Annotated in this window: 17 protein-coding genes and 2 tRNA genes; 12 read left to right on the forward strand and 7 right to left on the reverse strand. The window is 70.6% G+C overall.

Going from position 1 to position 21961, the window contains the following annotated elements:
• Positions 1-29: 29 nt before the first annotated feature.
• Together pgm and OAW74_RS10495 are read right to left on the reverse strand one after the other, a co-directional pair.
• Positions 30-1673, reverse strand: a complete 1644-nt coding sequence (pgm, locus tag OAW74_RS10490) for a phosphoglucomutase (alpha-D-glucose-1,6-bisphosphate-dependent) (protein ID WP_262874310.1) — start codon at positions 1671-1673, stop codon at positions 30-32.
• A gap of 58 nt (positions 1674-1731) precedes the next feature.
• Entirely contained in the window at positions 1732-2376 is a 645-nt protein-coding gene (locus OAW74_RS10495) for a hypothetical protein (RefSeq protein WP_262874311.1), read from the reverse strand.
• A gap of 88 nt (positions 2377-2464) precedes the next feature.
• On the opposite strand from OAW74_RS10495, the gene pheA reads away from it, so the two are divergent.
• Positions 2465-3424, forward strand: coding sequence for a prephenate dehydratase (pheA, locus tag OAW74_RS10500; RefSeq protein ID WP_262874312.1), 960 nt, complete (start codon positions 2465-2467; stop codon positions 3422-3424).
• A gap of 1 nt (position 3425) precedes the next feature.
• Positions 3426-4265, forward strand: a complete 840-nt coding sequence (locus OAW74_RS10505; RefSeq protein ID WP_262874313.1) for a PhzF family phenazine biosynthesis protein — start codon at positions 3426-3428, stop codon at positions 4263-4265.
• A gap of 6 nt (positions 4266-4271) precedes the next feature.
• On the opposite strand, the gene OAW74_RS10510 is transcribed toward OAW74_RS10505, so the two are convergent.
• Positions 4272-5318, reverse strand: coding sequence for an LLM class flavin-dependent oxidoreductase (locus OAW74_RS10510; RefSeq protein WP_262874314.1), 1047 nt, complete (start codon positions 5316-5318; stop codon positions 4272-4274).
• 40 nt (positions 5319-5358) lie between these two features.
• A complete protein-coding gene (locus OAW74_RS10515; protein ID WP_262874315.1) occupies positions 5359-7509 on the reverse strand; it encodes a hypothetical protein in 2151 nt (716 codons plus the stop codon).
• A 102-nt stretch (positions 7510-7611) separates the two neighbouring features.
• Here OAW74_RS10515 and OAW74_RS10520 point away from each other — a divergent pair, with 102 nt between their 5' ends.
• The 5 genes from OAW74_RS10520 (at position 7612) to OAW74_RS10540 (ending at position 14074) form a co-directional block, all read left to right on the forward strand.
• A complete protein-coding gene (locus tag OAW74_RS10520; RefSeq protein ID WP_262874316.1) occupies positions 7612-8619 on the forward strand; it encodes a LacI family DNA-binding transcriptional regulator in 1008 nt (335 codons plus the stop codon).
• Between the two features lie 198 nt (positions 8620-8817).
• Entirely contained in the window at positions 8818-10521 is a 1704-nt protein-coding gene (locus OAW74_RS10525) for a glycoside hydrolase family 13 protein (RefSeq protein WP_378733862.1), read from the forward strand.
• 38 nt (positions 10522-10559) lie between these two features.
• Positions 10560-11930 carry an ABC transporter substrate-binding protein gene (locus OAW74_RS10530; protein WP_262874318.1) on the forward strand — a complete coding sequence of 457 codons (1371 nt, stop codon included), beginning with the start codon at positions 10560-10562 and terminating at the stop codon, positions 11928-11930.
• A 189-nt stretch (positions 11931-12119) separates the two neighbouring features.
• A complete protein-coding gene (locus OAW74_RS10535; RefSeq protein WP_262874319.1) occupies positions 12120-13082 on the forward strand; it encodes a carbohydrate ABC transporter permease in 963 nt (320 codons plus the stop codon).
• Entirely contained in the window at positions 13079-14074 is a 996-nt protein-coding gene (locus OAW74_RS10540; RefSeq protein ID WP_262874320.1) for a carbohydrate ABC transporter permease, read from the forward strand. The genes OAW74_RS10535 and OAW74_RS10540 overlap by 4 nt, the downstream gene beginning before the upstream one ends.
• 88 nt (positions 14075-14162) lie before the next feature.
• Here OAW74_RS10540 and OAW74_RS10545 read toward each other — a convergent pair whose 3' ends face one another.
• Both OAW74_RS10545 and OAW74_RS10550 read right to left on the reverse strand, forming a co-directional pair.
• On the reverse strand, positions 14163-15110 hold the full coding sequence (locus OAW74_RS10545) for a hypothetical protein (RefSeq protein WP_262874321.1): 948 nt from the start codon (positions 15108-15110) through the stop codon (positions 14163-14165).
• Between the two features lie 184 nt (positions 15111-15294).
• Positions 15295-16299: a diacylglycerol/lipid kinase family protein gene (locus OAW74_RS10550; RefSeq protein WP_262874322.1), complete on the reverse strand. Its 1005-nt coding sequence runs from the start codon at positions 16297-16299 to the stop codon at positions 15295-15297.
• Positions 16300-16372: 73 nt separating this feature from the next.
• Here OAW74_RS10550 and serS point away from each other — a divergent pair, with 73 nt between their 5' ends.
• From serS to OAW74_RS10575, 5 genes are all read left to right on the forward strand, one after another.
• Positions 16373-17638, forward strand: coding sequence for a serine--tRNA ligase (gene serS, locus OAW74_RS10555; RefSeq protein ID WP_262874323.1), 1266 nt, complete (start codon positions 16373-16375; stop codon positions 17636-17638).
• Positions 17635-18552: an HAD family hydrolase gene (locus OAW74_RS10560; RefSeq protein WP_262874324.1), complete on the forward strand. Its 918-nt coding sequence runs from the start codon at positions 17635-17637 to the stop codon at positions 18550-18552. The genes serS and OAW74_RS10560 overlap by 4 nt, the downstream gene beginning before the upstream one ends.
• Positions 18553-18660: 108 nt before the next feature.
• Positions 18661-18745: transfer RNA gene (locus OAW74_RS10565), tRNA-Ser, on the forward strand.
• 109 nt (positions 18746-18854) lie between these two features.
• Entirely contained in the window at positions 18855-20102 is a 1248-nt protein-coding gene (locus OAW74_RS10570) for an LCP family protein (RefSeq protein ID WP_316250220.1), read from the forward strand.
• A gap of 78 nt (positions 20103-20180) precedes the next feature.
• A tRNA-Ser gene (locus OAW74_RS10575) sits at positions 20181-20272 on the forward strand.
• A 250-nt stretch (positions 20273-20522) separates the two neighbouring features.
• Here the strand turns inward: OAW74_RS10575 and OAW74_RS10580 are convergent.
• Positions 20523-21938, reverse strand: a complete 1416-nt coding sequence (locus OAW74_RS10580; RefSeq protein WP_262874325.1) for a DUF1593 domain-containing protein — start codon at positions 21936-21938, stop codon at positions 20523-20525.
• Between the last annotated feature and the right edge of the window lie 23 nt (positions 21939-21961).

Below are 21961 nucleotides of genomic sequence, written 5' to 3' on the forward strand. Positions count from 1 at the left end.
GAAGGGGAAGAGGGGGAAGAGGCTCTGGGCTAGGCGTCGCCGAGGGCGGCCGACACCACCGACCTGGCCTCGGCCTGCACTTCGCGCAGGTGATCCTCGCCCCGCAGCGACTCGGCGTAGAGCTTGTAGACGTCTTCGGTGCCCGAGGGGCGCGCGGCGAACCACGCGTGCTCTGTGACGACCTTGAGTCCGCCGATCGCTGCGCCGTTGCCCGGCGCGTGCGAGAGCTTCGCGGTGATCGGCTCGCCGGCGAGCTCGGTCGCGGTCACCGCGTCGGGCGACAGCTGTGCGAGCGCGGCCTTCTGGGCCTTGGATGCCGGGGCGTCCACGCGCTGATAGACCGACGCACCGAACTCGGCCTCGAGCTCGGCGTAGCGCTGCGATGGCGTCTTGCCGGTGACGGCCAGGATCTCCGAGGCCAGCAGACACAGCAGGATGCCGTCTTTGTCGGTCGTCCAGATCGACCCGTCGAACCGCAGGAACGAGGCCCCTGCCGACTCCTCGCCGCCGAACGCGATCGACCCGTCGAGAAGGCCTGGGACGAACCACTTGAACCCGACCGGCACTTCCACCAGCGTCCGCCCGAGCGAGGCGGCGACCCGGTCGATGATCATCGACGAGACGAGAGTCTTTCCCACCCCGGCGTCGGCGCGCCAGTTCGGGCGGTGCGCATAGAGGTAGTCGATCGCCACGGCGAGGTAGTGGTTGGGGTTCATGAGCCCCGCGTCGGGGGTCACGATGCCGTGGCGGTCGGCGTCCGCGTCGTTGCCGGTGAGCAGGTCGTACTCGTGGCGACGGGCGACGAGGGCCGCCATCGCCGACGGCGACGACGGATCCATGCGGATCTTCTCGTCCCAGTCCAGCGTCATGAACCGCCACGTCGGGTCGACCTCCGGGTTGACCACCGTGAGGTCGAGGCCGTAGACCTCGGCGATGAGCGCCCAGTACTCCACCGACGCGCCGCCCAGCGGATCGGCGCCGATGCGCACGCCCGCGCGTGCGATCGCCTCGACGTCGATGATGTTCGCGAGATCCCGCACGTACACGTCGCGGAAGTCGTATTCGCCGATCGCGTCGGCATCGAGGTCTTTGAACGGGGTGCGCCGCACGCCCTCCAGGCCCCCCGCGATCAGCTCGTTCGCGCGGTCGGCGATCCACGAGGTCGCATCGGTGTCGGCGGGCCCGCCGTTCGGCGGGTTGTACTTGAAGCCGCCGTCACGCGGCGGGTTGTGCGACGGCGTCACGACGATGCCGTCGGAGCGGCCGGGGTCGTCGTCCGCGCGCCCCCTGTTGTAGGTGAGGATCGCGTGCGAGAGGGCCGGGGTCGGCACCCACGAGTCGCGGGAGTCCGTGCGCACGTCGACGCCGTTGGCCACGAGCACCTCGATCGCGCTGCGCTCGGCGGGAAGCGACAGGCCGTGCGTGTCGCGTCCCAGGAAGAGGGGGCCGGCGATCCCCTGTCCGTTGCGGTAGTCGACGATCGCCTGGGTGGTGGCCAGGATGTGGTCTTCGTTGAAGCTCGTCGTCAGCGCCGAGCCGCGGTGGCCGCTCGTACCGAACACGACGCGCTGCTCCGGCACGGAGGCGTCGGGCTTCCGGTCGTAGTAGGCGGCGATCAGCTCGTCGATGTCGATGAGGTCGGATGCTTCAGCGGGCTGTCCTGCGCGACTCATGGGCCTAGTCTGCCCGCTCACGGCATCCGGCGCACCCGTCGCGTGGACAGCAGGGACCTCAGTCGCGGCTGAGCGTCGCGATCGCCGTGCCGTCGGCGACCGCGGTCTCGAGCACCAGCGTCTCGTCGGTGCACGTGAAGGTCGCGTCGGTCAGCGGCGCCCCGGCGATCTGCTCGGCGATCGCTCCTGCGTCGATGGCCTTGCCCGCAGCATCCGCGACGATCACGAGGTCGTTCACCGAGGTCGTGCCGGTCGTGAGGTGCCCGGGCGTCGCGGTGTAGTCGCCGCTCATCGACCCGCCCACCTCGACCGACATCGGGGTGCCGGCGGCGTCGATGGCGAGGGTCAGATCGGGGGTCCAGGTGAACGTGTCGGCGGTGATCTCGAGCCCCGCGCTGCCGTCGGGGGTGAACGTCATGCCCGCTTCGCTCGAGATCGCACCGATCTGGTCGTAGAAGTCGGTCAGCGCCTGCTGATCCATCGTCCACGCACCGAGCAGGCAGGCCGGGTCGTCGTCGGCCATCGTCGAGGGGGTCGCCGACGCGGACGCCGAGTCCGAGGGCAGAGCCGAGGGGGCGGATGCCGTGGCCTGCGGCGTCGGTTCGGTCTCTGCCGCCGTGCAGCCGGTCAGCGCCAGCACCGCCAGCAGAGTCGACGTGCCCGCGAGGGCACAGGTGTGCAGCATCCGTTCGCGCGTCATCATCTCGCTTCCCTGTGCGATCGACCCTAAGCGGGGCCGGGAGCGCATGCAACGCTCGCCGGCCCCTGCGCCGGGGCTAGGCTGGGTGCCCGTGAGCACAGTGCCCGAGGCCGACGCCCGCCGCAGCTACAGCTATCTCGGACCGGCCGGCACCTTCACCGAGGCCGCCCTCGCGCAGGTGCCCGAGGCGCGCGGCCACCACTGGAACCCGGTGCGCAACGTCGGCGAAGCGCTCGCCGACGTGGTCGAGGGGCGGTCGGACGCGGCGATGATCGCGATCGAGAACTCGGTCGACGGCGGCGTCTCGACCGCGCAGGACGCCCTGGCGACAATGCCGGGTCTGCGGATCGTCGGCGAATACCTCGTGCCCGTCGACTTCGTGCTCGTCGGGCGGCCCGGCGCGCGGCTCGAGGACGTGTCGGTCGTCGCGGCGCATCCCGTCGCCTACGCGCAGTGCCTCGGCTGGCTCGGACAGACCCTTCCCGCCCACGCACACATCCCCGCCTCGAGCAACGTCGCGGCGGCGATGAGCCTGCTCGACGGCACGAGCGACGCCGATGCCGCGATCGCCCCGCCCGGAATCCTCGAGCACCACGAGCTCGAGCTGCTCGCCGAGCACATCGGCGACAACGAGAACGCCGTCACGCGCTTCGTGCTCGTCGCCCGCACGACGGCTCCGCCCTCGCCCACCGGCGCCGACAAGACCTCGCTCATCGTCGAACTCCCAGACGACCACCCCGGGGCGCTCCTCGAGATGCTCGAGCAGTTCGCGACCCGCGGCATCAACCTGTCGCTGCTCGCGTCGCGCCCGATCGGCGACGCCCTGGGCCGCTACCGCTTCGTCATCGACGCCGACGGGCACGTGTTCGACGAGCGCATGGCCGACGCGCTCATGGGGCTTCGCCGCTTCAGCCCCAAGGTGATCTTCCTGGGGTCGTACCCTCGCGCCGATCACGCGATCGTGCGCTACCCCGAGCGCTACGCCGACGACGTGTTCGTCGAAGCGCGCGACTGGCTGCGCGGGCTCGTCTCGGGCGCGCCGCAGGAGTGACATGACAGACGTGCTCCGTTACGCCGCCTTCGTCGACCCCGCTCAGCCGGGCGGCGGCAATCCGGCCGGCGTCGTGCTCGACGCGGCATCGCTGACCGACGAGCGGATGCAGGCCATCGCGGCCGAGATCGGCTATGCCGAGACCGCCTTCGTGCTCGGGGCGACCGGTGACGGTGCGCGCCGCATCCGCTATTTCTCGCCGATCGCCGAGGTGCCCTTCTGCGGCCACGCGACGATCGCGACGGCCGTCGCGATCGCCGAGCGCGAGGGGGCGGGACTCGTGCGGTTCGCCACGCCCGTCGGCGAGGTGCCGATCGCGACGGATGCCGCCTCCGCCGGCCTGCGCGCGACGTTCACGAGCGTCGAGCCCACCGTCGGCGCCTTCGACGAGGGCGTGCTCGCGCGCCTGCTCGCGCTGCTGGGGTTGGAGACGGCCGACCTCGACCCTCGCTTTCCGCCGCGCATCGCGAACGCGGGCAACCCGCATCCGGTGCTCGTGATCGCCTCGGCAGAGCGCTTCGACGGGTTCGGCTTCGCCCAGGCGGCGGTGCGCGCGCTCATGGACGAGCAGGGCTGGAGCGGCACCGTCACGGTGATGCACGGCGAAGGCGCCGAGTGGGAGGCGCGCAACCTGTTTCCCGTCGGCACGATCTCGGAAGACCCGGCGACGGGGTCGGCGGCAGCGGCGTTCGGCGGCTATCTGCGGGCACTCGGCGCCGTGCCGGCAGACGGCCGGGTGCGCGTGCGGCAGGGCAGGCACGTCGGCAGCCCGTGCCTGCTCGAGGTCGAGATCCCGTCGGCGGGCGGCGTGCGCGTGAGCGGCGGCGCCGCGGCTCTGTGACCTGTCTCAGCCGGCGATGAGCTCGAGGGTCTGGATGCGGCCGGTCGCGGCATCCATCGGCTCGGCGTCGTAGGCGCCCGACACCGGCGAGACCATGATCTCGTCGACCCCGTACTGCGCAGCCAGAGCGGTGAGGGCCGCGGTGACGTCGCTGCCGGTGCCGATCGCCCATCGGCGGCGGATGCCGTCGATGATCGGGGCGGCGAGCTGGTCGACCGCCTCTGCCGCCGCGGCCTGCTCGACCGTCTCGAGCGCCGTGAGCGGCCGATTGCCGCGGAGCCTCGCCATCATCCGCGCCTGCGGCAGCGCGCGGGCCTCGGCCTCGTCGGCGGTGGGGGCGGCCACGACGTTCATCGTGAGGAAGGTGCGCGGCTGGGGGTGCGCCTCGCTCGCGACGAACCCCTGCCGGTAGAGGTCGAGCGCCCGCTCGAGGCCTTCGCCGGAGAAGTGGTTCGCGAACACGTAGGGCAGGCCCAGGGATGCCGCCAGCTGCGCCGAGTAGTCGCTCGAGCCCAGCAGCCACACCTCGGGCGTCGAGGTGGCGGCGGGGGTCGCGTGCACGTCGTAGGTGCCGCCGCTCGTGAATTGGAGCGAGGCGCCCTCGGGCGAAGCGAGGGCGAGGATGTCGTGGATGTGCTGCGGAAAGCGCTCGACGTCGCTGGAGGTGCCCGACTGCCGCAGCAGCTGCGTGATGACGGGGTCGCTGCCCGGCGCCCGGCCGATGCCGAGGTCGATGCGGCCGGGGGCGATCGCCTCGAGCGCGGCGAACTGCTCGGCGACCACGAGCGGGGCGTGGTTGGGCAGCATCACGCCGCCCGAGCCGACGCGGATGCGGTGGGTGCGGGCCGCGGCCGCCGCGATCAGCACCGGCGGGGTCGTCGAGGCGACGGCGGGCATGTTGTGGTGCTCGGCGAACCAGTAGCGGCGGTAGCCCAGCTCGTCGGCGCGCTGCGCGAGGCCGAGCGATGCGGCCACGGCCTGGGCGCTGGTCTGACCCGTGCGCACCGGCACGAGATCGAGCACGGACAGGGCAGGGGCAGGGGTGTCGCTCATCGTGAAGAGCAACGTCGCGGCGCCGAAGGTATTCCGCGACTCACCGGCGCGAGCGCCACGCGCGTCGCAGCTCCGCGATCGCTTCGGCCGCCGGCACGTACCCGTCGCCACGGCGGACGCCCCGCACGGCGTCGTCGAGCACCGTCAGCATCCGTCGCTTCGACAGCGCACGCAACGCCGAGACGTCGTGCACTCCGGCTGCCGACAGTCGGGCGTACAGCAGCGGCACGCGCGCCCGCCACCGCTTCGGGGTCGTCGAGATGAGGTGCGTGGCCAGTCGCGCGGCCCGCCGCAGATAGGCGTAGGCCTCGGGCTGAAGCCAGAGGTAGCGCGACAGATCGATCGACCGCGCGGCCAGCACGGCCGGGTCGGTGATCCCGATCTCGGCCAGGCGCTCGCGGTGGGCGGCCAGCGGTGGGCTCTGCCACACGTCGGCCGGCAGGTCGGGGTGCAGCAGCATCCATGCCGAATCGCGGATGCGGGCCAGCTCGGGGTCGCGCGGAGCCCACGCGCGGATGCGCGAGTGGCGCAGCGCGATGACCAGCTGGGGCTCGCACGGGCGCCCTGACATCGCCAGATACGTGGCGACCGAGTAGGCGACCGTCGGCACCTCGGAGCGCATGGCGGCCGCGAACCATTTCTCGGTGTCGCGCAGCTCGTCGGCGAGCCCGGTGGGATACAGCCCGCTGTCGGCGAGCCGGTGCAGGGTCATCGCGGTGCGCCCCTGCAGGTCGGCCACGAACTCCTGATCGTCGAACCGCGGGTTGCCGGCCATCGCCTCGATCAGCTCGATCAGCTCGACGATCACGCGCACGTCGTGCTCGGGGATCGGCCGACGATACGGAGCGCGCGCGGGGGGCGCCTTCTTCGGCTTCTTCGACGCCGTGGCCGTCGACAGCTCGTCGACGGCGACCCTGTTGCGCAGGGCCATGAGCCACAGCACGAGCGTGCGCGCCAGCAGCGCGTAGGGGGCGTCTTCGACGCGCAGGCGTCGCCACGCGGGCTGCGCGCGGCGGTGCAGGGTGCGGCCGAAGGGCTCTCGACGACCGCACAGCGGAGCGATGCGGTCGGCCAGCTGTTCGAGGGCCGCCATGTAGGCCTCGAGTGCGTCGGCGTCGTTGGCGGTGCGCCCCGTGCGGGTCACCGAGCGAGCGGTGGCCAGGGTGTTGTCGGGGTCGTGCCGAAGGGCGGCGCGGATCAGCAGCTCTTCCTGCGCTCCGCCCGGCTGGAGGCTCGCCAGATCGACCAGTCCCACGCTCTGCCACTTCTTCGCGCCGTACAGCCCCCGCACGTCGCGGTAGCCGCGGGCGAGCGAGACCGCCACCACGGCGGCGGCCATGCGCAGCGGCGTGTCGTCCGGCAGCTCGAGATCATCGAGTTCCAGCTCGTCGAGGTCGATCAGCTCGCTGGCCATCGACCTGCCGTTCCAGTCCACGCGCACCACGGCCCTGCGCGTGTCGAGCAGATGCACGTCGACCCGCCATGGCGAGACGTTCGCGACGAACTGCCAGATCGTGAGCACCGCCTTGACCAGGGCGTTGTCGGTGACGGTCGCCGTGGCCTCGGTGAGCTGGGTGATGTCGCTGGCCCCGGGGATCTCGACGCCGCGGGGCTTGGTCGCGCCCATCCGCCGCACCAGCAGCACGAGTCGCGCCGAGGCGCCCGGCGACGCCGTGCCGTCGTCGGCGGCGACCGAGGCGAGCAGACGAGGGCGCACTCCGAGCCACCACGACAGTCGCGCCGTGCCGACGGCGACCGCCAGCACGCCGACGACCGAAGCGAGCCAGGCGGTGGCGGTGACGCCGGTGACGACCAGGCACCATCCGATGAAGATCGTGAAGGCCCAGGCGGCGCCCTGCCAGCCGGTGATCGGCGCGCCGTCTGCCGTGCGCTGCGAGCGCGGGCGGAGCCGCTGCCAGGGGATGGCGAAGACGATCAGTCGTGCCAGCACGGCGCAGATCGCCGTGGCCCCTCCCGCCCACAGGGCGAGGGTGAGCAGGGGCTCGAACCAGCCCGAGCGGAACAGCTCCCATCGCGCGGCGCCGGCGAGGGCCGCGGTCGAGGCCGTCGGCGACGGCGATGCGGATGCGGCGACGCCGGGCGCTGCGGCGGGGGCGCTCGAGCAGGCGGTCATCGTGGCGCCGGCGGCGATCGTCATCACCACCAGCGCGACCCGCGCGCTGCTCTTCACGGCAGACCCCCCGGTGCTCCCCTGTGCCCTGCAAGATATCGGGCGACGGATCGCACGGCAAGAACCTGCAAGCTCTTGCAAGTTCTTGCGTACACTGTCGCCATGTCGAAGCGGTTGGCGGAGGTCGCGCGCAAGGTCGGGGTGAGCGAGGCGACGGTCAGTCGCGTGCTCAACGACAAGCCCGGCGTCTCGGAAGCGACCCGCCAGGCCGTGCTCACGGCCCTCGACGTGCTCGGCTACGAGCGACCCACCAAGCTCCGCGGCGAGCGGGCGCGCCTGGTGGGTCTCGTGCTGCCCGAGCTCACGAACCCGATCTTTCCGGCGCTCGCCGAGATCATCGGCGGAGGCCTCATGCAGAGCGGCTACACGCCGCTCATGTGCACGCAGAACGCGGGCGGCATCACCGAGTCCGACTACGTCGACCTGCTGCTGCAGCAGCAGGTGTCGGGCGTCGTGTTCCTGGGCGGCAACTACAGCCAGGCCGACGCCCCTCACGAGCACTACGAGCGTCTCCGCCGCGTGAACCTGCCCACCGTGCTCATCAACGCACGCACCGACGGCATGCCGTTCGCGACCGTCTCGACCGACGACGCGGCGGCGGCCGAGCAGGCGGTCACCCACCTGCACCAGCTCGGTCACCGCCGCATCGGGCTGCTGCTCGGGCCGGCCGACCACGTGCCGTCGGAGCGCAAGCTCGCCGCCGCGCGCCGCGCCCTCGAGGGCCTCGGCGCGCGCCTCGACGAGCGCCTCGTCGTGCGCGGGCTCTATTCGCTCGAGTCGGGGCAGGCCGGCGCGACGCGCCTGATGGATGCCGGCGCCACCGCGCTCGTCTGCGCGAGCGACCCGCTCGCCCTCGGCGCCGTACGGGCCGCGCGCCGTGCGGGCCGCCGCGTGCCGCACGAGATCAGCGTCGTGGGCTTCGACGACTCCGCGCTGATGAGCTGCACCGAGCCGCCGCTGACCACGGTGCGCCAGCCGATCGACGCGATGGGCCGCACCGCCATCGACCTGCTGCTCGCCCAGATCAACGGCGGCGCCCGCACCGGCGAAGAGCTGCTGTTCGAGCCCGAGCTCGTGCTGCGCGCCTCGACGGCTCCCCTCTCGGCCTGACCCCCGGCATCCGTCCCCGCTCGCCTCGACGCACAAGTCGCTGAGGTCTGGGCCGACACGCCGCCACCCGTGCCGTGGCCCCGGCGTGTCGGGTCGTATGTCAGCGAGCTGTGCGCGGCCGCTGCGGCGGTGAGATCGCAAGCGGATGCTGTGGGCGCAAAATTGCAGAGAAGTGTTTAGTTCTTGCATTGATTGGTGATGAAGGCTACATTCGGCGATGCAGCACCGTTCGAGCCGAGGAGCCACGTGGACACCGACGTCCTGAGCGACACCGCCGCCGTCGCCACCGACGACCGCGACTGGTGGCGCACCGCCGCGATCTACCAGCTCTACGTGCGCAGCTTCGCCGATGGCAACGGCGACGGCACGGGTGATCTGGCGGGCGTGCGCTCGCGGCTGCCGTACCTGAAGGCCCTCGGCATCGACGCGATCTGGTTCAACCCGTGGTACCCCAGCCCGCTCGCCGACGGCGGTTACGACGTGCAGGACTACCGCGCCATCGACCCCCGCTTCGGCACCCTCGCCGAGGCCGAACAGCTCATCGCCGAGGCGCTGGCCCTGGGCATCCGCACGATCGTCGACATCGTGCCCAACCATGTGAGCGACCGGCACCCGTGGTTCCAGCGGGCGCTCGCCGCGGGCCCCGGCAGCCCCGAGCGGGCGCGCTTCTGGTTCCACCCCGGGCTCGGTCCCGACGGCGACGGCATGCCCACCGACTGGGTCTCGAGCTTTCAGGGCAGCACGTGGACCCGCACGACCGAGGCCGACGGCACGCCGGGGGAGTGGTACCTGCATCTGTTCACCCCCGAGCAGCCCGACCTCAACTGGAACCATCCCGACGTGCGCCGCGAGCACGAAGACATCCTGCGGTTCTGGTTCGACCGGGGCGTTGCGGGAGTGCGCATCGACTCGGCCGCGCTGCCGGTGAAAGACCCGGCGCTGCCGCCCGTGCCGGCCGAGGTCGCCCCGGGCGAGCACCCGCACCTCGACCGCGACGAGCTGCACGACATCTACCGCGGCTGGCGGGCCGTGGCCGACGGCTACGCCGGCAGCCGCATCCTCGTCGGCGAAGTGTGGCTCGACGACGCCGAGCGCTTCGCGCGGTATCTGCGCCCCGACGAGATGCACACGGCGTTCAACTTCGACTTCATGACCCGGCCATGGAGCGCGAACGAGCTGCGTGCCTCGGTCGAGCGCACCCTCGCCGAGCACGCGCCGATCGGGGCCCCCGCGACCTGGGTGCTCTCCAACCACGACGTCACGCGTCCGGTCACCCGCTACGGGCGGGCCGACTCGGGGTTCGCGTTCGAGCGCAAGCGCTTCGGCACCCCCACCGATCTCGCCCGCGGCACCCGCCGCGCCCGCGCGGCCGCGATGCTCACCGCCGCCCTCCCCGGCTGCCTCTACATCTACCAGGGCGACGAGCTGGGGCTGCCGGAGGTCGAGCTGCCACGAGAGGTGATCGAAGACCCGATGCACTTCCGCTCCGGCGGCGTCGACCCGGGGCGCGACGGATGCCGCGTACCGCTGCCGTGGGCAGGCAACTCCGCACCCTACGGCTTCGGCACCGACGCCGACCACGACACCTGGCTGCCGCAGCCCGGCGACTGGGCCGAGCTCACGGTCGAGGCCGAAGAGCACGACCCCGCCTCGACGCTCGCCCTCTATCGCGCGATGCTGCGGCTGCGCCGCGACCGCCCCGACTTCGGTGCCGCCGAGCTCGACTGGCTCGAGCTCGGCTCGGACGTCGTGGCGTTCCGCCGAGGGGAGCGCACCGCATCCGTCACGAACTTCGGCCCTGCGCCGATCGACCTCCCCGCACACCGCGGGGTGGTGCTCGTCAGCACTCCCCTTGAGGACGGGATGCTGCCGCCCGACGCCACCGCGTGGCTCGAGCTCTGAAAGACCCTCACCCGCACACAGCACGAAAGGGAAAGACAATGAAGTCACCAGCACGGGGCCTGCTGACCGGGGTCGCGGTCGCCGCGACCGTCGGCGCGCTCGCCGGATGCTCGGCCGCAGACGCCGACCAGGCGACCGACGGAAAGGTCGAGCTGCGCGTCGCGACGTTCCCCCCGGGGGCGGACGCCGCCGCCTACGAGGCCTTCGCCGCGCAGGAGAAGCAGTTCGAGGCCGACAACCCCGACATCGACATCATCGGCGTCGAATACGAGTGGGAGGGGCCGACCTTCGCGGTGCAGCTCGCGGGCGGGAGCCTCCCCGACGTCTTCACGGTGCCGTTCACCGACTCCAAGACGCTGCTCGAGAACGGGCAGCTCATGGATGTGACCGACGAGATGGAGGAGCTCGGCTACACCGACAGCTTCAACCCGATCATCCTCGACGGCGTCACCGACGACGAGGGGCGCATCTTCGGCTTCCCGCGGCAGGCCTACGCGATGGGCCTGCACTACAACCGCGACCTGTTCGAGCAGGCGGGGCTCGACCCCGACAGTCCGCCCACCACGTGGGACGAGGTACGCGAGTACGCCCAGCAGATCTCCGAGGAGACCGGCAAGGCGGGCTACGCCCAGATGGCGATCAACAACACCGGCGGCTGGCAGCTGACGGCGCAGACGGTCGCACGAGGCGGGCGCACCCAGACCGACGGTCAGGACGGCACCGCCACTTCCACCATCGACAACGACGGCACCAAGGCGACGCTGCAGTTCCTGCACGACCTGCGCTGGGTCGACGACTCGTTCGGCTCGAAGGTCGACCTCGACTGGGGCACGATCAACCAGGAGTTCGCCGCGGGCAACATCGGCATGTACACGTCGGGCTCCGACGTCTACACGGCGCTCGTGCGCGACTTCGGACTCGACCCCGAGGTGTACGGCCTCACCGTCGTGCCGACCGAGGGCGCCGACCCCGGCACGCTCGGCGGCGGCGACATCGCCGTGGTGAGCCCCACCGTCGACGATGCGACGAAGGCGGCCGCGGTCACCTGGATCGACTGGTACTACATGCAGAAGCTCCTCGACGAGGATGCCGCAGTGCTCGACGCCAAGACGCTCAGCGAGTCGGGCCAGGCCGTCGGCACCCCGGTGCTGCCGGTGCTCAGCCGTGAGCTGTACGAGGAGTCGCTGGGCTGGATCGAGCCCTACATCAACGTGCCGCGCGACCAGATGACGCCGTTCACCGACGCCATCTGGGACCAGACGCCCGTGGGCGAGCCCAAGAAGAGCACGCAGGAGGTGTACGCGCTGCTCGACGGCGTCGTGCAGACCGTGCTCACCGACGAGAACGCCGACATCGACGCGCTGCTGGCTCAGGCCCAGACCGACGCGCAGGCGCTGCTCGACCAGTAGGCCGAGACGTTTCGTCTCGCTTCGCTCGCTCAACGACCGGTCCCTCCGTTCGGTCGTGGTGCTCCTCGCTCAACGACCGGTCCCTCCGTTCGGTCGTGGTGCTCCTCGCTCACGACCGGTCCCCCTCCGGGCGTTGAGCGAGGAGCACAGCGACGAGACGAAACGCAGCAGCCCAGAGAAGAAGTGATCATGACCATGACGATCCCGCGGCAGAAGGCTGCAGCATCCGCCGATCCCCCCGACGTGCCTCCGCGCCGCCGGCGCACGCCTGCGACGTGGTACCGCGGCGGAGGCCTCGCGAACCTGCTGTTCGTGCTGCCGATGGTGTTCGTGTTCTTCTTCTTCTCGTGGTCGCCGATCGTGCAGTCGGTGATCATGAGCCTGCAGAAGACCAATCTGCTCGTGAGCGAGTGGGTCGGGTTCGACAACTACGTCACGGTGCTCACAGACCCCGCCCTCGGTCGCGCCGTGGTCAACACGCTGTACTTCGCCGTGCTCGCGCTGCTCTTCGGGTTTCCGCTCCCGCTGCTGATGGCCGTGCTCATGAGCGAGGTGCGCCGCTGCAAGGGGCTGTATTCCGCGCTGGCCTACCTGCCGGTGGTGATCCCGCCGGTGGTCGCGGTGCTGCTGTGGAAGTTCTTCTACGACTCGTCGCCGAACGGCGTGTTCAACACGGTGCTCGGGTGGGTCGGCATCCCCCCGCAGCCGTTCCTGTCGTCGGCGACGCAGGCGATGCCCTCGCTCGTGCTCGAGGCGACGTGGGCGGCTGCCGGCGGGTCGATCATCATCTACCTCGCCGCCCTGCTGTCGGTGCCGCCGGAGCTCTACGACGCGGCCGAGGTCGACGGCGCCTCGATCTGGCGCAAGGTCTGGCACGTCACGATTCCGCAGCTGCGCGGCATCCTCTTCATCATGCTGATCCTGCAGGTGATCGCGACGGCGCAGGTGTTCCTCGAGCCGTTCCTGTTCACCGGCGGAGGGCCGGCGGGAGCGACCAAGACGATCCTCCTCTATATCTACGACAAGGCGTTCCGCAACAGCCTCGGCGGCGACTACGGCGAGGCGACGGCGGTCTCGGTGCTGCTGGCGATCGTGCTCGCGGTGCTGTCGTGGCTCTACTTCAGGCTCACCGATCGATGGAGCACGTCATGAGCGCACCGCTGTCGACCTCGCCCGTGCGGGAGGGGATGCGGGGCTCCCTCTCCCGCCGCAACGTGTTCGGCCGCGCCAAGCGGCGGTCGCTGAGTCCGTCGAAGGGCGACGACCTCGCGGGCCGCACGATCGTCTCGGACTCGGAGCGTCGCCGCCCCGGCACGCGCCTGAGCATGTCGCTGACCCACGGCTTCCTCTTCGTCTCGCTCGTGGTCGCGGGTCTCGGGCCGATCCTGTGGCTGGCGAAGGCCGCGATCACCCCGACGCAAGACACCCTGACCCAGCCGTTCGCGCTGTGGCCGAACGGCGTGGACTGGGCGAACCTGTCGACGGCGTGGAACGACATCCACATCGACCAGTACTTCCTCAACACGATCGTGATCGCCGCAGGCGCCTGGCTGTCGCAGCTGTTCGTCGCGACGACGGCGGGCTACGCGCTGTCGGTGCTGCGCCCGAAGTACGCGCCCGTGCTCAACGCGCTCGTGCTGGCGACGCTGTTCATCCCCGGGATCGTGCTGCTCGTGCCGCTGTATCTCACGATCGTGCGGCCGCCGTTCGGGGCACCCTCGATGCTCAACACCTACCTCGCGGTGTGGCTGCCGATGGCGGCGAACGCGTTCAACATCCTGTTGGTCAAGCGCTTCTTCGACAACCTGCCCCGGGAGGTGTTCGAGGCGGCCCAGACCGACGGCGCGGGGCCGTTCCGCCTGTTCTGGTCGGTCGTGCTGCCGATGTCGAAGCCGATCCTCGGCGTCGTGTCGGTGTTCGCGATCATCGCGGCGTGGAAGGACTATCTCTGGCCCAAGCTCGTGCTGCCAGACCCCGCCGTGCAGCCGCTGTCGGTGCGGCTGCCCGACGTGCAGAGCCAGACCGAGCTCGATGTGTTCCTGGCGGCCCTCGCGATCGCGACCCTCATCCCGATCGCGATGTTCCTGCTCTTCCAGTCGGTGTTCCTGCGCTCCGCGGGTCTGGGCGGCGCGGTCAAGGGCTGACCCTCCTCCTCCCACCCGTTTACGGTCATGACGCGCCGTGCGCGGGCTGCGCCCTCGCGGCGCGTCGTGACCGTAACCGTCTATGGGCCTAGGTCGGGACGCCGCGAGAACGCAGCGCGCGGCGCACGCGAGCGGCGATCGCGCGGTTGTCGCGGTCGCCCTTGCGCACGCGGATGACGAGCCAACCCGCCTCCGCGGCCCGCTCGAGATCGCGGGCGTCTTTCGCGTATTGGTCGGAGTCGGTGCGGTGCTGCTCGCCGTCGTACTCCACCAGCACTTTCGCTTCTGCATACACGAGGTCGCCGAGCTTGATGCGCCGTCCGTCGCCGTCTCGAACCACGATATTCACCGCCGGTTCAGGCAGGCCGGCGCGCAGCAGCGCCAGGCGCAGCCGCGTCTCGCGCACGGAGTCGGTGCGCTCCCGCACCAACTCGAGCGCGGCGCGGAGTTTCTTGGCGCCGCGGCGTCCCCCGTATCGGCGCACGCCCTCGCGCAGCTGCGTCAACGTCGCATCCGGCTCCTGTCGCCGCACGAGGTGGTCTCCGAGCTCGACGAGCTCATCGAGGGGGAGCATCGACGCGAGCGCGCACCACGTGTCGAGCGGATGCGTGAGCCACATGTCGTCGACCACCACCCGTCGCTCGTCACGCGGGAGCGGGTGGACTTTGACTCCTCTGTGACGTCGGCGTGCAGCATCCGATGTCGTCGTGATGTGGATGGTTCCGGATGCGAGGCGCTTCATCGACAGGGGGAAGCCGTGGACAGCGGCTGCAGTGAGGTGACTGAGCGCCGCTCCGGTCGGAAGGCGCAGATGCTCGGCGCGGGCTCGGGCGAGCAGCTCACGGCGGGCCTTCTGCCACGGCTGCTCGTCGGGGTCGACGGGCGCTGGTTCGGTGCGGGGCTCGTGATGGCCTCGCACAGGCGTCGAGAGGTCGGACCTGCGCAGGCGCGACTTCGAGACTCCGTGCGCGGCAGCCTCGCCGGTCGTGAACGCGCGGCCCTGGAGCGTGGGAGGGAGCGGCTTCGGTTTCGGCATGCGTACACGGTGCGCCGGCGCGCAGCCCGCCGGTCCCGGCCCGTACCGATTCGTGCACAGTTCAGCCCGACCCACCCCCTGGGGAGGAGTCCCACCCCTCACGGTTACGGTCACGACGCGCCGCGCACGGGGCACGCCCTCGCGGCGCGTCGTGACCGTAAACGGATTGGGGGGGGGTGGGGGGTCAGAAGGTCGTCGACACGTGGCCGCGGGGAACCACGACCTGCAGCGACCCCGCCTCGACGCGCACCGCGACCTGGGTCGCCTCGCCGAACTCGTCGCCGTCGAGCTGCACCGGCTGCACCGCCTGCGCCGCCACGTCGATGCCCGTGCCGCGGGTGTACCGCACGGCGTTGTCCTTCGTGCGCAGCGAGAGGATCTGCCTGCCCGCGCGGAAGCGCCGCAGCACGCTGTTGTCCCACGCGACCCGGCGCCACACCAGCAGCCATCCGAGCGGGTTCTTGGGCTGGAAGATGACGATGTCGAGCTGTCCGTCGGTGATCGAGGCCTCCGGGATCAGCTCCAGCCCTGCCGGCAGCGACCCGCAGTTCGCGAACAGCACGCTCTGCACGTTCGCCCGGTGCATGCGGTGGCCCGGCACCTGGTACATCACGGGGAACGGCTTGGCGTTCACGAGCGACCGCGCCGCGCCGTCGACATAGGCGACCCAGCCGACCTTCTTCTTGAGGTCGCCGCTCGTGTTCGCGATCATCGCGGCGTCCAGCCCCATGCCGCCCATCACGACGAAGGCGTGCTCGGCCTTCTCTCCGTCTGGGCGGGTGAGCTTGGCGAAGCCCACGTCCATCGCGTGCACCTCGCCGTCGAAGGTCGCGCGGATCATCGCCTCGCGGTCGTCGAGCGGCAGACGCAGGTTGCGCGCCAGCAGGTTGCCGGTGCCGCTGGGCACGATCGTTAGCGGAACGCCTGTGCCGCTCATCGCCTCCGACACGGCGCGCACCGTGCCGTCGCCGCCGGCGACCAGCACCGCAGCGGCGCCCTCGGCCACGGCCTGACGGGCGACGTCGTCACCGAGATCCTCGATGCGGGTCTCGTAGAACAGCGGCTCGTCCCAGCCGGCCTCGCTCGACAGGGCGATCACCTCCGCGCGGATCGCGTCGCCGTCGACCTTCGTGGGGTTGTAGACCAGGGCGGCGCGTTTGCGGGTGGCGTCGGCATCCGGGTCTGTCATGGACTCACGATAGCGGGATGCTGCCGCCCGAGGCCCGGTCGGCGCACGGGGCGCCCCGGCTAGACTCGATCACGTGATCGATCCCGCACTTCTTCGTGAAAGCCCCGAGCTGGTCAAGCGCTCGCAGGAGGCCCGCGGGGAGTCGCCCGACACCGTCGACGAGGCGCTCGCCGCCGACGCCGCCCGCCGTCAGGCGATCACGGCCTTCGAAGAGTTGCGCGCCGCCCAGAACGCGCACGGCAAGAGGGTCGCGCAGGCGCCGAAAGACGAGAAGGCGGCCCTGGTGGCCGAGGCCAAGGAGCTCAGCGACCGCGTCAAGCAGGCCCAGCACGCGGTCACCGCCGCGGAGGAGGCGTTCACCGCCGCCTTCAGCCGCATCGAGAACATCGTCATCGACGGCGTCCCGGCCGGCGGCGAAGAAGACTTCATCACCCTCCGCACCCACGGTGAGCCGGTCGCGTTCGACTTCGAGCCGCTCGACCATCTCGCCCTCGGCGAGAAGCTCGGCGCCATCGACATGGAGCGCGGCACCAAGGTCTCGGGCAGTCGCTTCTACTTCCTCACCGGCATCGGCGCGCGCCTCGAGTACGCGCTCATGTCGCTCGCGCTGCAGCGCGCCGTCGATGCCGGGTTCATCCCGATGATCCCGCCGACGCTCGTGCGGGCAGAGGTCATGCGCGGCACCGGCTTTCTCGGGCAGCACGCCGACGAGGTGTACCGCCTCGAAGAAGACGACCTCTACCTCGTGGGCACGAGCGAGGTGCCCCTCGCCGGCTACCACATGGACGAAATCGTCGACCTCGGCGCGGGCGCCAAGCGCTACGCCGGCTGGTCGACGTGCTACCGCCGCGAGGCCGGCTCGTACGGCAAAGACACCCGCGGCATCATCCGCGTGCACCAGTTCAACAAGCTCGAGATGTTCGTCTACACGACCCCCGAAGACGCCGAGGCCGAGCACCTGCGCCTCGTCGCGCTGCAGGAGGGGATGCTGCAGGACCTCGGCCTGAGCTACCGCGTCATCGATGTGGCCGCCGGCGACCTCGGGTCGTCGGCCGCGCGCAAGTACGACGTCGAGGCGTGGGTGCCGACGCAGGACGCCTATCGCGAGCTCACCAGCACCTCGAACTGCACGACGTATCAGGCGCGGCGGCTCAGCATCCGCCATCGCGTCGAAGGTGGCAAGACGCAGCCGGTCGCGACCCTCAACGGCACGCTGGCAACGACCCGCTGGATCGTCGCGCTGCTCGAGACCCACCAGCGCGCCGACGGATCGGTCGTCGTGCCCGAGGTGCTGCGCCCGTACCTCGGCGGCCTGGAGGTCATGGAGCCGATCGCGTGAGCGACTCGCATCTGCCGCCCACTGGGTCGATCGAGGTCGTGCGGCCCGTCGAGGCCGCCGAGCTCGTCGAGCAGGTCGCCGAAGACACCGAGAACCCGGCCGTCGCGACGGAGCGGATGCTGATCGCCCTCGATATCGACGGCACGATCCTGCTCGAAGACGAGTCGCTGAGCCCTGGGGTCGTGGATGCGGTCGCCCACGCGCACCGCGCAGGGCACGAGGTCATGCTCGCCACCGGCCGCAGCTGGGAGGGCACGCGCGGCATCGTGCGGGTGCTGAACATCGCGCCGGAATACGTCGTGTGCTCCAATGGCGCCGTCATCATGCGGCGGCGGGAGGGCGACCTCGCCGAAGAGAGCCAGTACGAGCGCTGGCACGTCGAGACCTTCGACGCGACCGAGGTTCTCGAGCTGCTGCGCACCCACCTGCCCGACGCCCGCTACATGGTGGAACTGCGCGACGGGCGGCGCCTGTACACCGAAGTGCTCGCCGACTGGAACCTCAGCCAGGCGGCACGTGTGCCCTTCGAGCAGCTGTCGGCCGAACCTGTGTGCCGCGTCGTCGTGGTCTCGCCGGGGGAGGACGAGCGCGACTTCTCGGCGCTGATCGCCCGGATCGGGCTCAACCAGGTGTCGTATGCCGTGGGCTGGAGCGCGTGGCTCGACATCGCCCCGCACGGCGTCGACAAGTCCACGGCGCTCGAGCGGGTGCGCACCGAGCTCGGGGTGGACCCGGCGCACGTGCTCGTGATCGGCGACGGACGTAACGATGTCGGCATGTTCGCGTGGGCGCGCCGCAGCGGCGGGCGAGCGGTCGCGATGGCGCAGGGGCCCCAGGAAGTGCGGGATGCCGCGTCCGAGACCACAGGGTCGGTCGACGCCGGGGGCGTCGCGGCGGTGCTGAAGGCGCTGTGAGGCGCGCCGCATCCGCTATCAGCGCCCGCACAGATGCCGTTGGGAGAATGGCGGACGGTCCGGTCGACTAGACTCGACGCCTGATCGGCAGGGTGTGAGCCCTGATCGGGAGGGTTGTCCGAGCGGCCGATGGACCTGGTCTTGAAAACCAGTGGGCAGAGATGTCCCGTGGGTTCGAATCCCACACCCTCCGCAGTACGGCGCCTCGCGTGCCGGTTCGGAGGTCCCCCCGGCCCGAGAGGACTCGAGTGAGCAGGAAAAGCGAGACGAAGGCGCGTCGCCATACGCTGGCGCGGCACGGTGTGCTGACATCGCCCAACGCCTTCACGCAGCTCTTGACCATCGTGGCCGTGGGCATGGCCGTCGTCCTCGTCTCGGTCACCGGTGTCGCCGGCTTCGCCCTGTGGAACACCGCGCAGGCGATCAGCGCGAACGCCGTCTCGATCGGCGGCGACGACGAAGACGAGATCCCGCCGTCGATCGGCGCGATCGAGGGCGGCGTCAACCTGCTGCTCGTGGGCAGCGACTCGTGCGAAGGACAGGATGTCAAGCTCTTCCCCCGATGCGCGCACGACACCGGCGGTGAGCGCAACGATGTGACGATGCTCGTGCACATCAGCGACGAGCCGCGCCGCGTGACCGTCGTCTCGTTCCCCCGCGACATGCTCGTGCCGATCCCTTCCTGCCCCTATGAGGACGGCACGGGTTCGTACTCGGCGATGAGCTCGCAGATGATCAACTCGTCGTACGGCTACGGCGGCCTGCAGTGCACCGTGCTGACCGTGGAGGCGCTGACCGGCGTCGACATCCAGTTCGCCGGCGCGATCCGCTGGACCGGCGTGATCAACATGTCGGATGCCATCGGCGGCGTCGACGTGTGCGTCGAGGGCGACATCAACGACTCGCACACGGGCCTGCACCTGACCGCCGGCAACCACACGCTCGTCGGCGAGGAGGCGCTGCAGTTCCTGCGCATCCGCCACGGCATCGGCGACGGCTCCGACCTCGGACGCATCTCGAACCAGCAGCAGTTCATGAGCTCTCTCGTGCGCAAGCTGCAGTCGGAGTCGGTGCTGGCCAACCCCGCGACGCTGTTCAACCTCGCCACGACCGCGATGAACCAGGTCGACGAGGGACAGCTGCTGCTGAGCAAGTCGCTGGCCAACCCCACCCTCATGGTGCAGATCGCGATGGCGGTCAAGGACGTCGACTACAGCGACATCGTGTTCGTGCAGTACCCGACCGTCTACGCGTCGGGCAACGGCTCGAGCCGCGTGCTGCCGGTGACGGATGCTGCCGCCGTGCTCTTCCAGGCGCTCGAAGACAACAAGCCCATCACGCTGACCGGTGAGGCCAGCCAGGGCTACGGCGTCGAGGTGACCGGCGAGGCGACTCCCGAGCCCGACCCGTCGGCATCCGCTTCGGCTTCGCCGTCTGCTTCCGCCTCGCCGTCTGCCACCGCCGAGGAAGAGGAGGAGGCCGTCGAGCTGCCCTCGCAGATCGCCGGTACCACCGCCGCGCAGGTCACCTGCACCAAGCCGCAGCAGTAGGCGGCTCGGTTCGGTCGGGGCCGCGCGAGCGGTTATGATTGCTGGCAGTGCTCATCGGCCTCGGCCGGTCGAGCGCTTGGAGACGTCGCATAGTCAGGCCTAGTGCACCACCCTGCTAAGGTGGAGTCCCCGTAAGGGGACCGAGGGTTCAAATCCCTCCGTCTCCGCCACAACGCCCTGGTCAGGTTTCATTCCGGGATCCCGGAGGAGTTCCTCCGTTCAGCTCGATGCGTCGGACTGTGCTGTTGCTTGGCGATTGTGAACTGCTTCGTCCGCTGCAGACGACGACATCGACCGGGCGATCGGCGAGTCGGTCGCGCTGTCGCTGCGGGTGCTCGGCGGCAGGGCCGACACGATCGACATGAAGGCGGAGTAGTCCAGGCGCGGTGCCCTCACGAAGACGAACGCTCCTGGTCGACTTCAACCCGCCGCCGGGGAGACCGTCACGGTCACCCGGCGATAGCGCGCAATCGGCTCGGCTCCCACGGTGCGCGCGGCGACGATGAACACGAAGGATGCAGCATTGCGGACGGCGGGAGCGATGAACGAGCATCGAGCCGATGTCGCGTCGCGCAGCTCGACCGCCGTGACGTGCGGGGCCATGCCGATTTCGGGGTAGGGGATCCATTCGAATCTCAGCCCGCGACCGTCGCTGTCGCGCGAGGGCGACGCGTCGAGGGTGACCTCGGCGCCCGTGACAACGTCGACGCGGTCGGGGTGTGCGAGCGTGACGACGGGCGGGTGGTCGGCGATGCTGCGGTCGGCTGACCCCGCCCACCGCAGCCTGTTCACGAAGTCGTTCTGGATGTCGGTGCGCCATCGCCAGATGGTCGCCTGCGGGCTGGTGTGCGGTGCGCCGTCGTGGCCGATCACCGTATCGGAGGCGTTGGTCCAGATCGGGTGTCGTTCGTTCGTGCCGGTGTATGCCATGTCGGGGACGTAATGCGCATACCGCCCGCCCCAGCCGCCGGCTCCGGGCTGCTCGGGCACGTTCAGTCCGTTCGGTATCAGCCCGAGGTACGACGGGGTGTCGCCCTCCATGATGAACCTGTGCACCGGATACCTCCGGCCGTACGCGCCGGTACGCCGCACGACGTCCTTCACCCACTGCCTCGTCACGAGTGACGCGTCGGCACCCGCGAAGCCGCCGCCCTGCACTCCGTCCTCGCTGCCGTGGCCGAACCGGTCGGCGGACAGTCCCGGCCACGTGGCATGCCGATACAGCTTCCCGCCGATCGTCGAGGGCGAGACGATGGTGAGAATCCGGTCGCCGTAGCGCTGCCGGATCCAGTAGCCGGCGGCGTCCTGGTCCGAGATGGCGTGCACGCGCAGTCGTGCGAGCAGCGCCGCGAACCGGGCGTCATCGAGCTCGCGCTCTGCTGTCCACAGCGCCTGTGCGAGTGTGTTCGCCCCTCCCCACAGCGCGACCCACAGGGGGCGTGGGTCGTCGCGATCGGCGGCGGAGACGAGGGCGCGGACGCCGGGAACGTCGTTCCATCTCGTCTCGGCGAACCCGTCGCCTGGTGCTCTGCCGTACGCGGGGATGCCGAGGGCCGTGACCTTCCGCAGCGCATCTGCGGAGGGGAAGCCGCCCTCGTGCGCCTCGAGGTTGCTCCGAGCGTGTTCGTACGCGTCGATGACGCGGTGGATCAGCCGCGCGTTGCGGACGCGCGCGGCGCGTCTCTGCCAGCACGACGTGACCGCGACGATGCCCTCGACGTCGATGACGTTCGCGTACAGCAGGAGCCTCGCGAGCGACTGGATGTCGTCGTTCTCGAGCCCGCCGGCGATATCGGTGAGAACGAAGAGCCTCGGGGCGGCGCTGTCGTCCGTCATGTCGTCATTCTTCTCCGCCGCGA

Origin of the sequence: Microbacterium fluvii, from assembly GCF_025515205.1 — a bacterium.
In the GTDB taxonomy this organism is placed as follows: domain Bacteria; phylum Actinomycetota; class Actinomycetes; order Actinomycetales; family Microbacteriaceae; genus Microbacterium; species Microbacterium fluvii.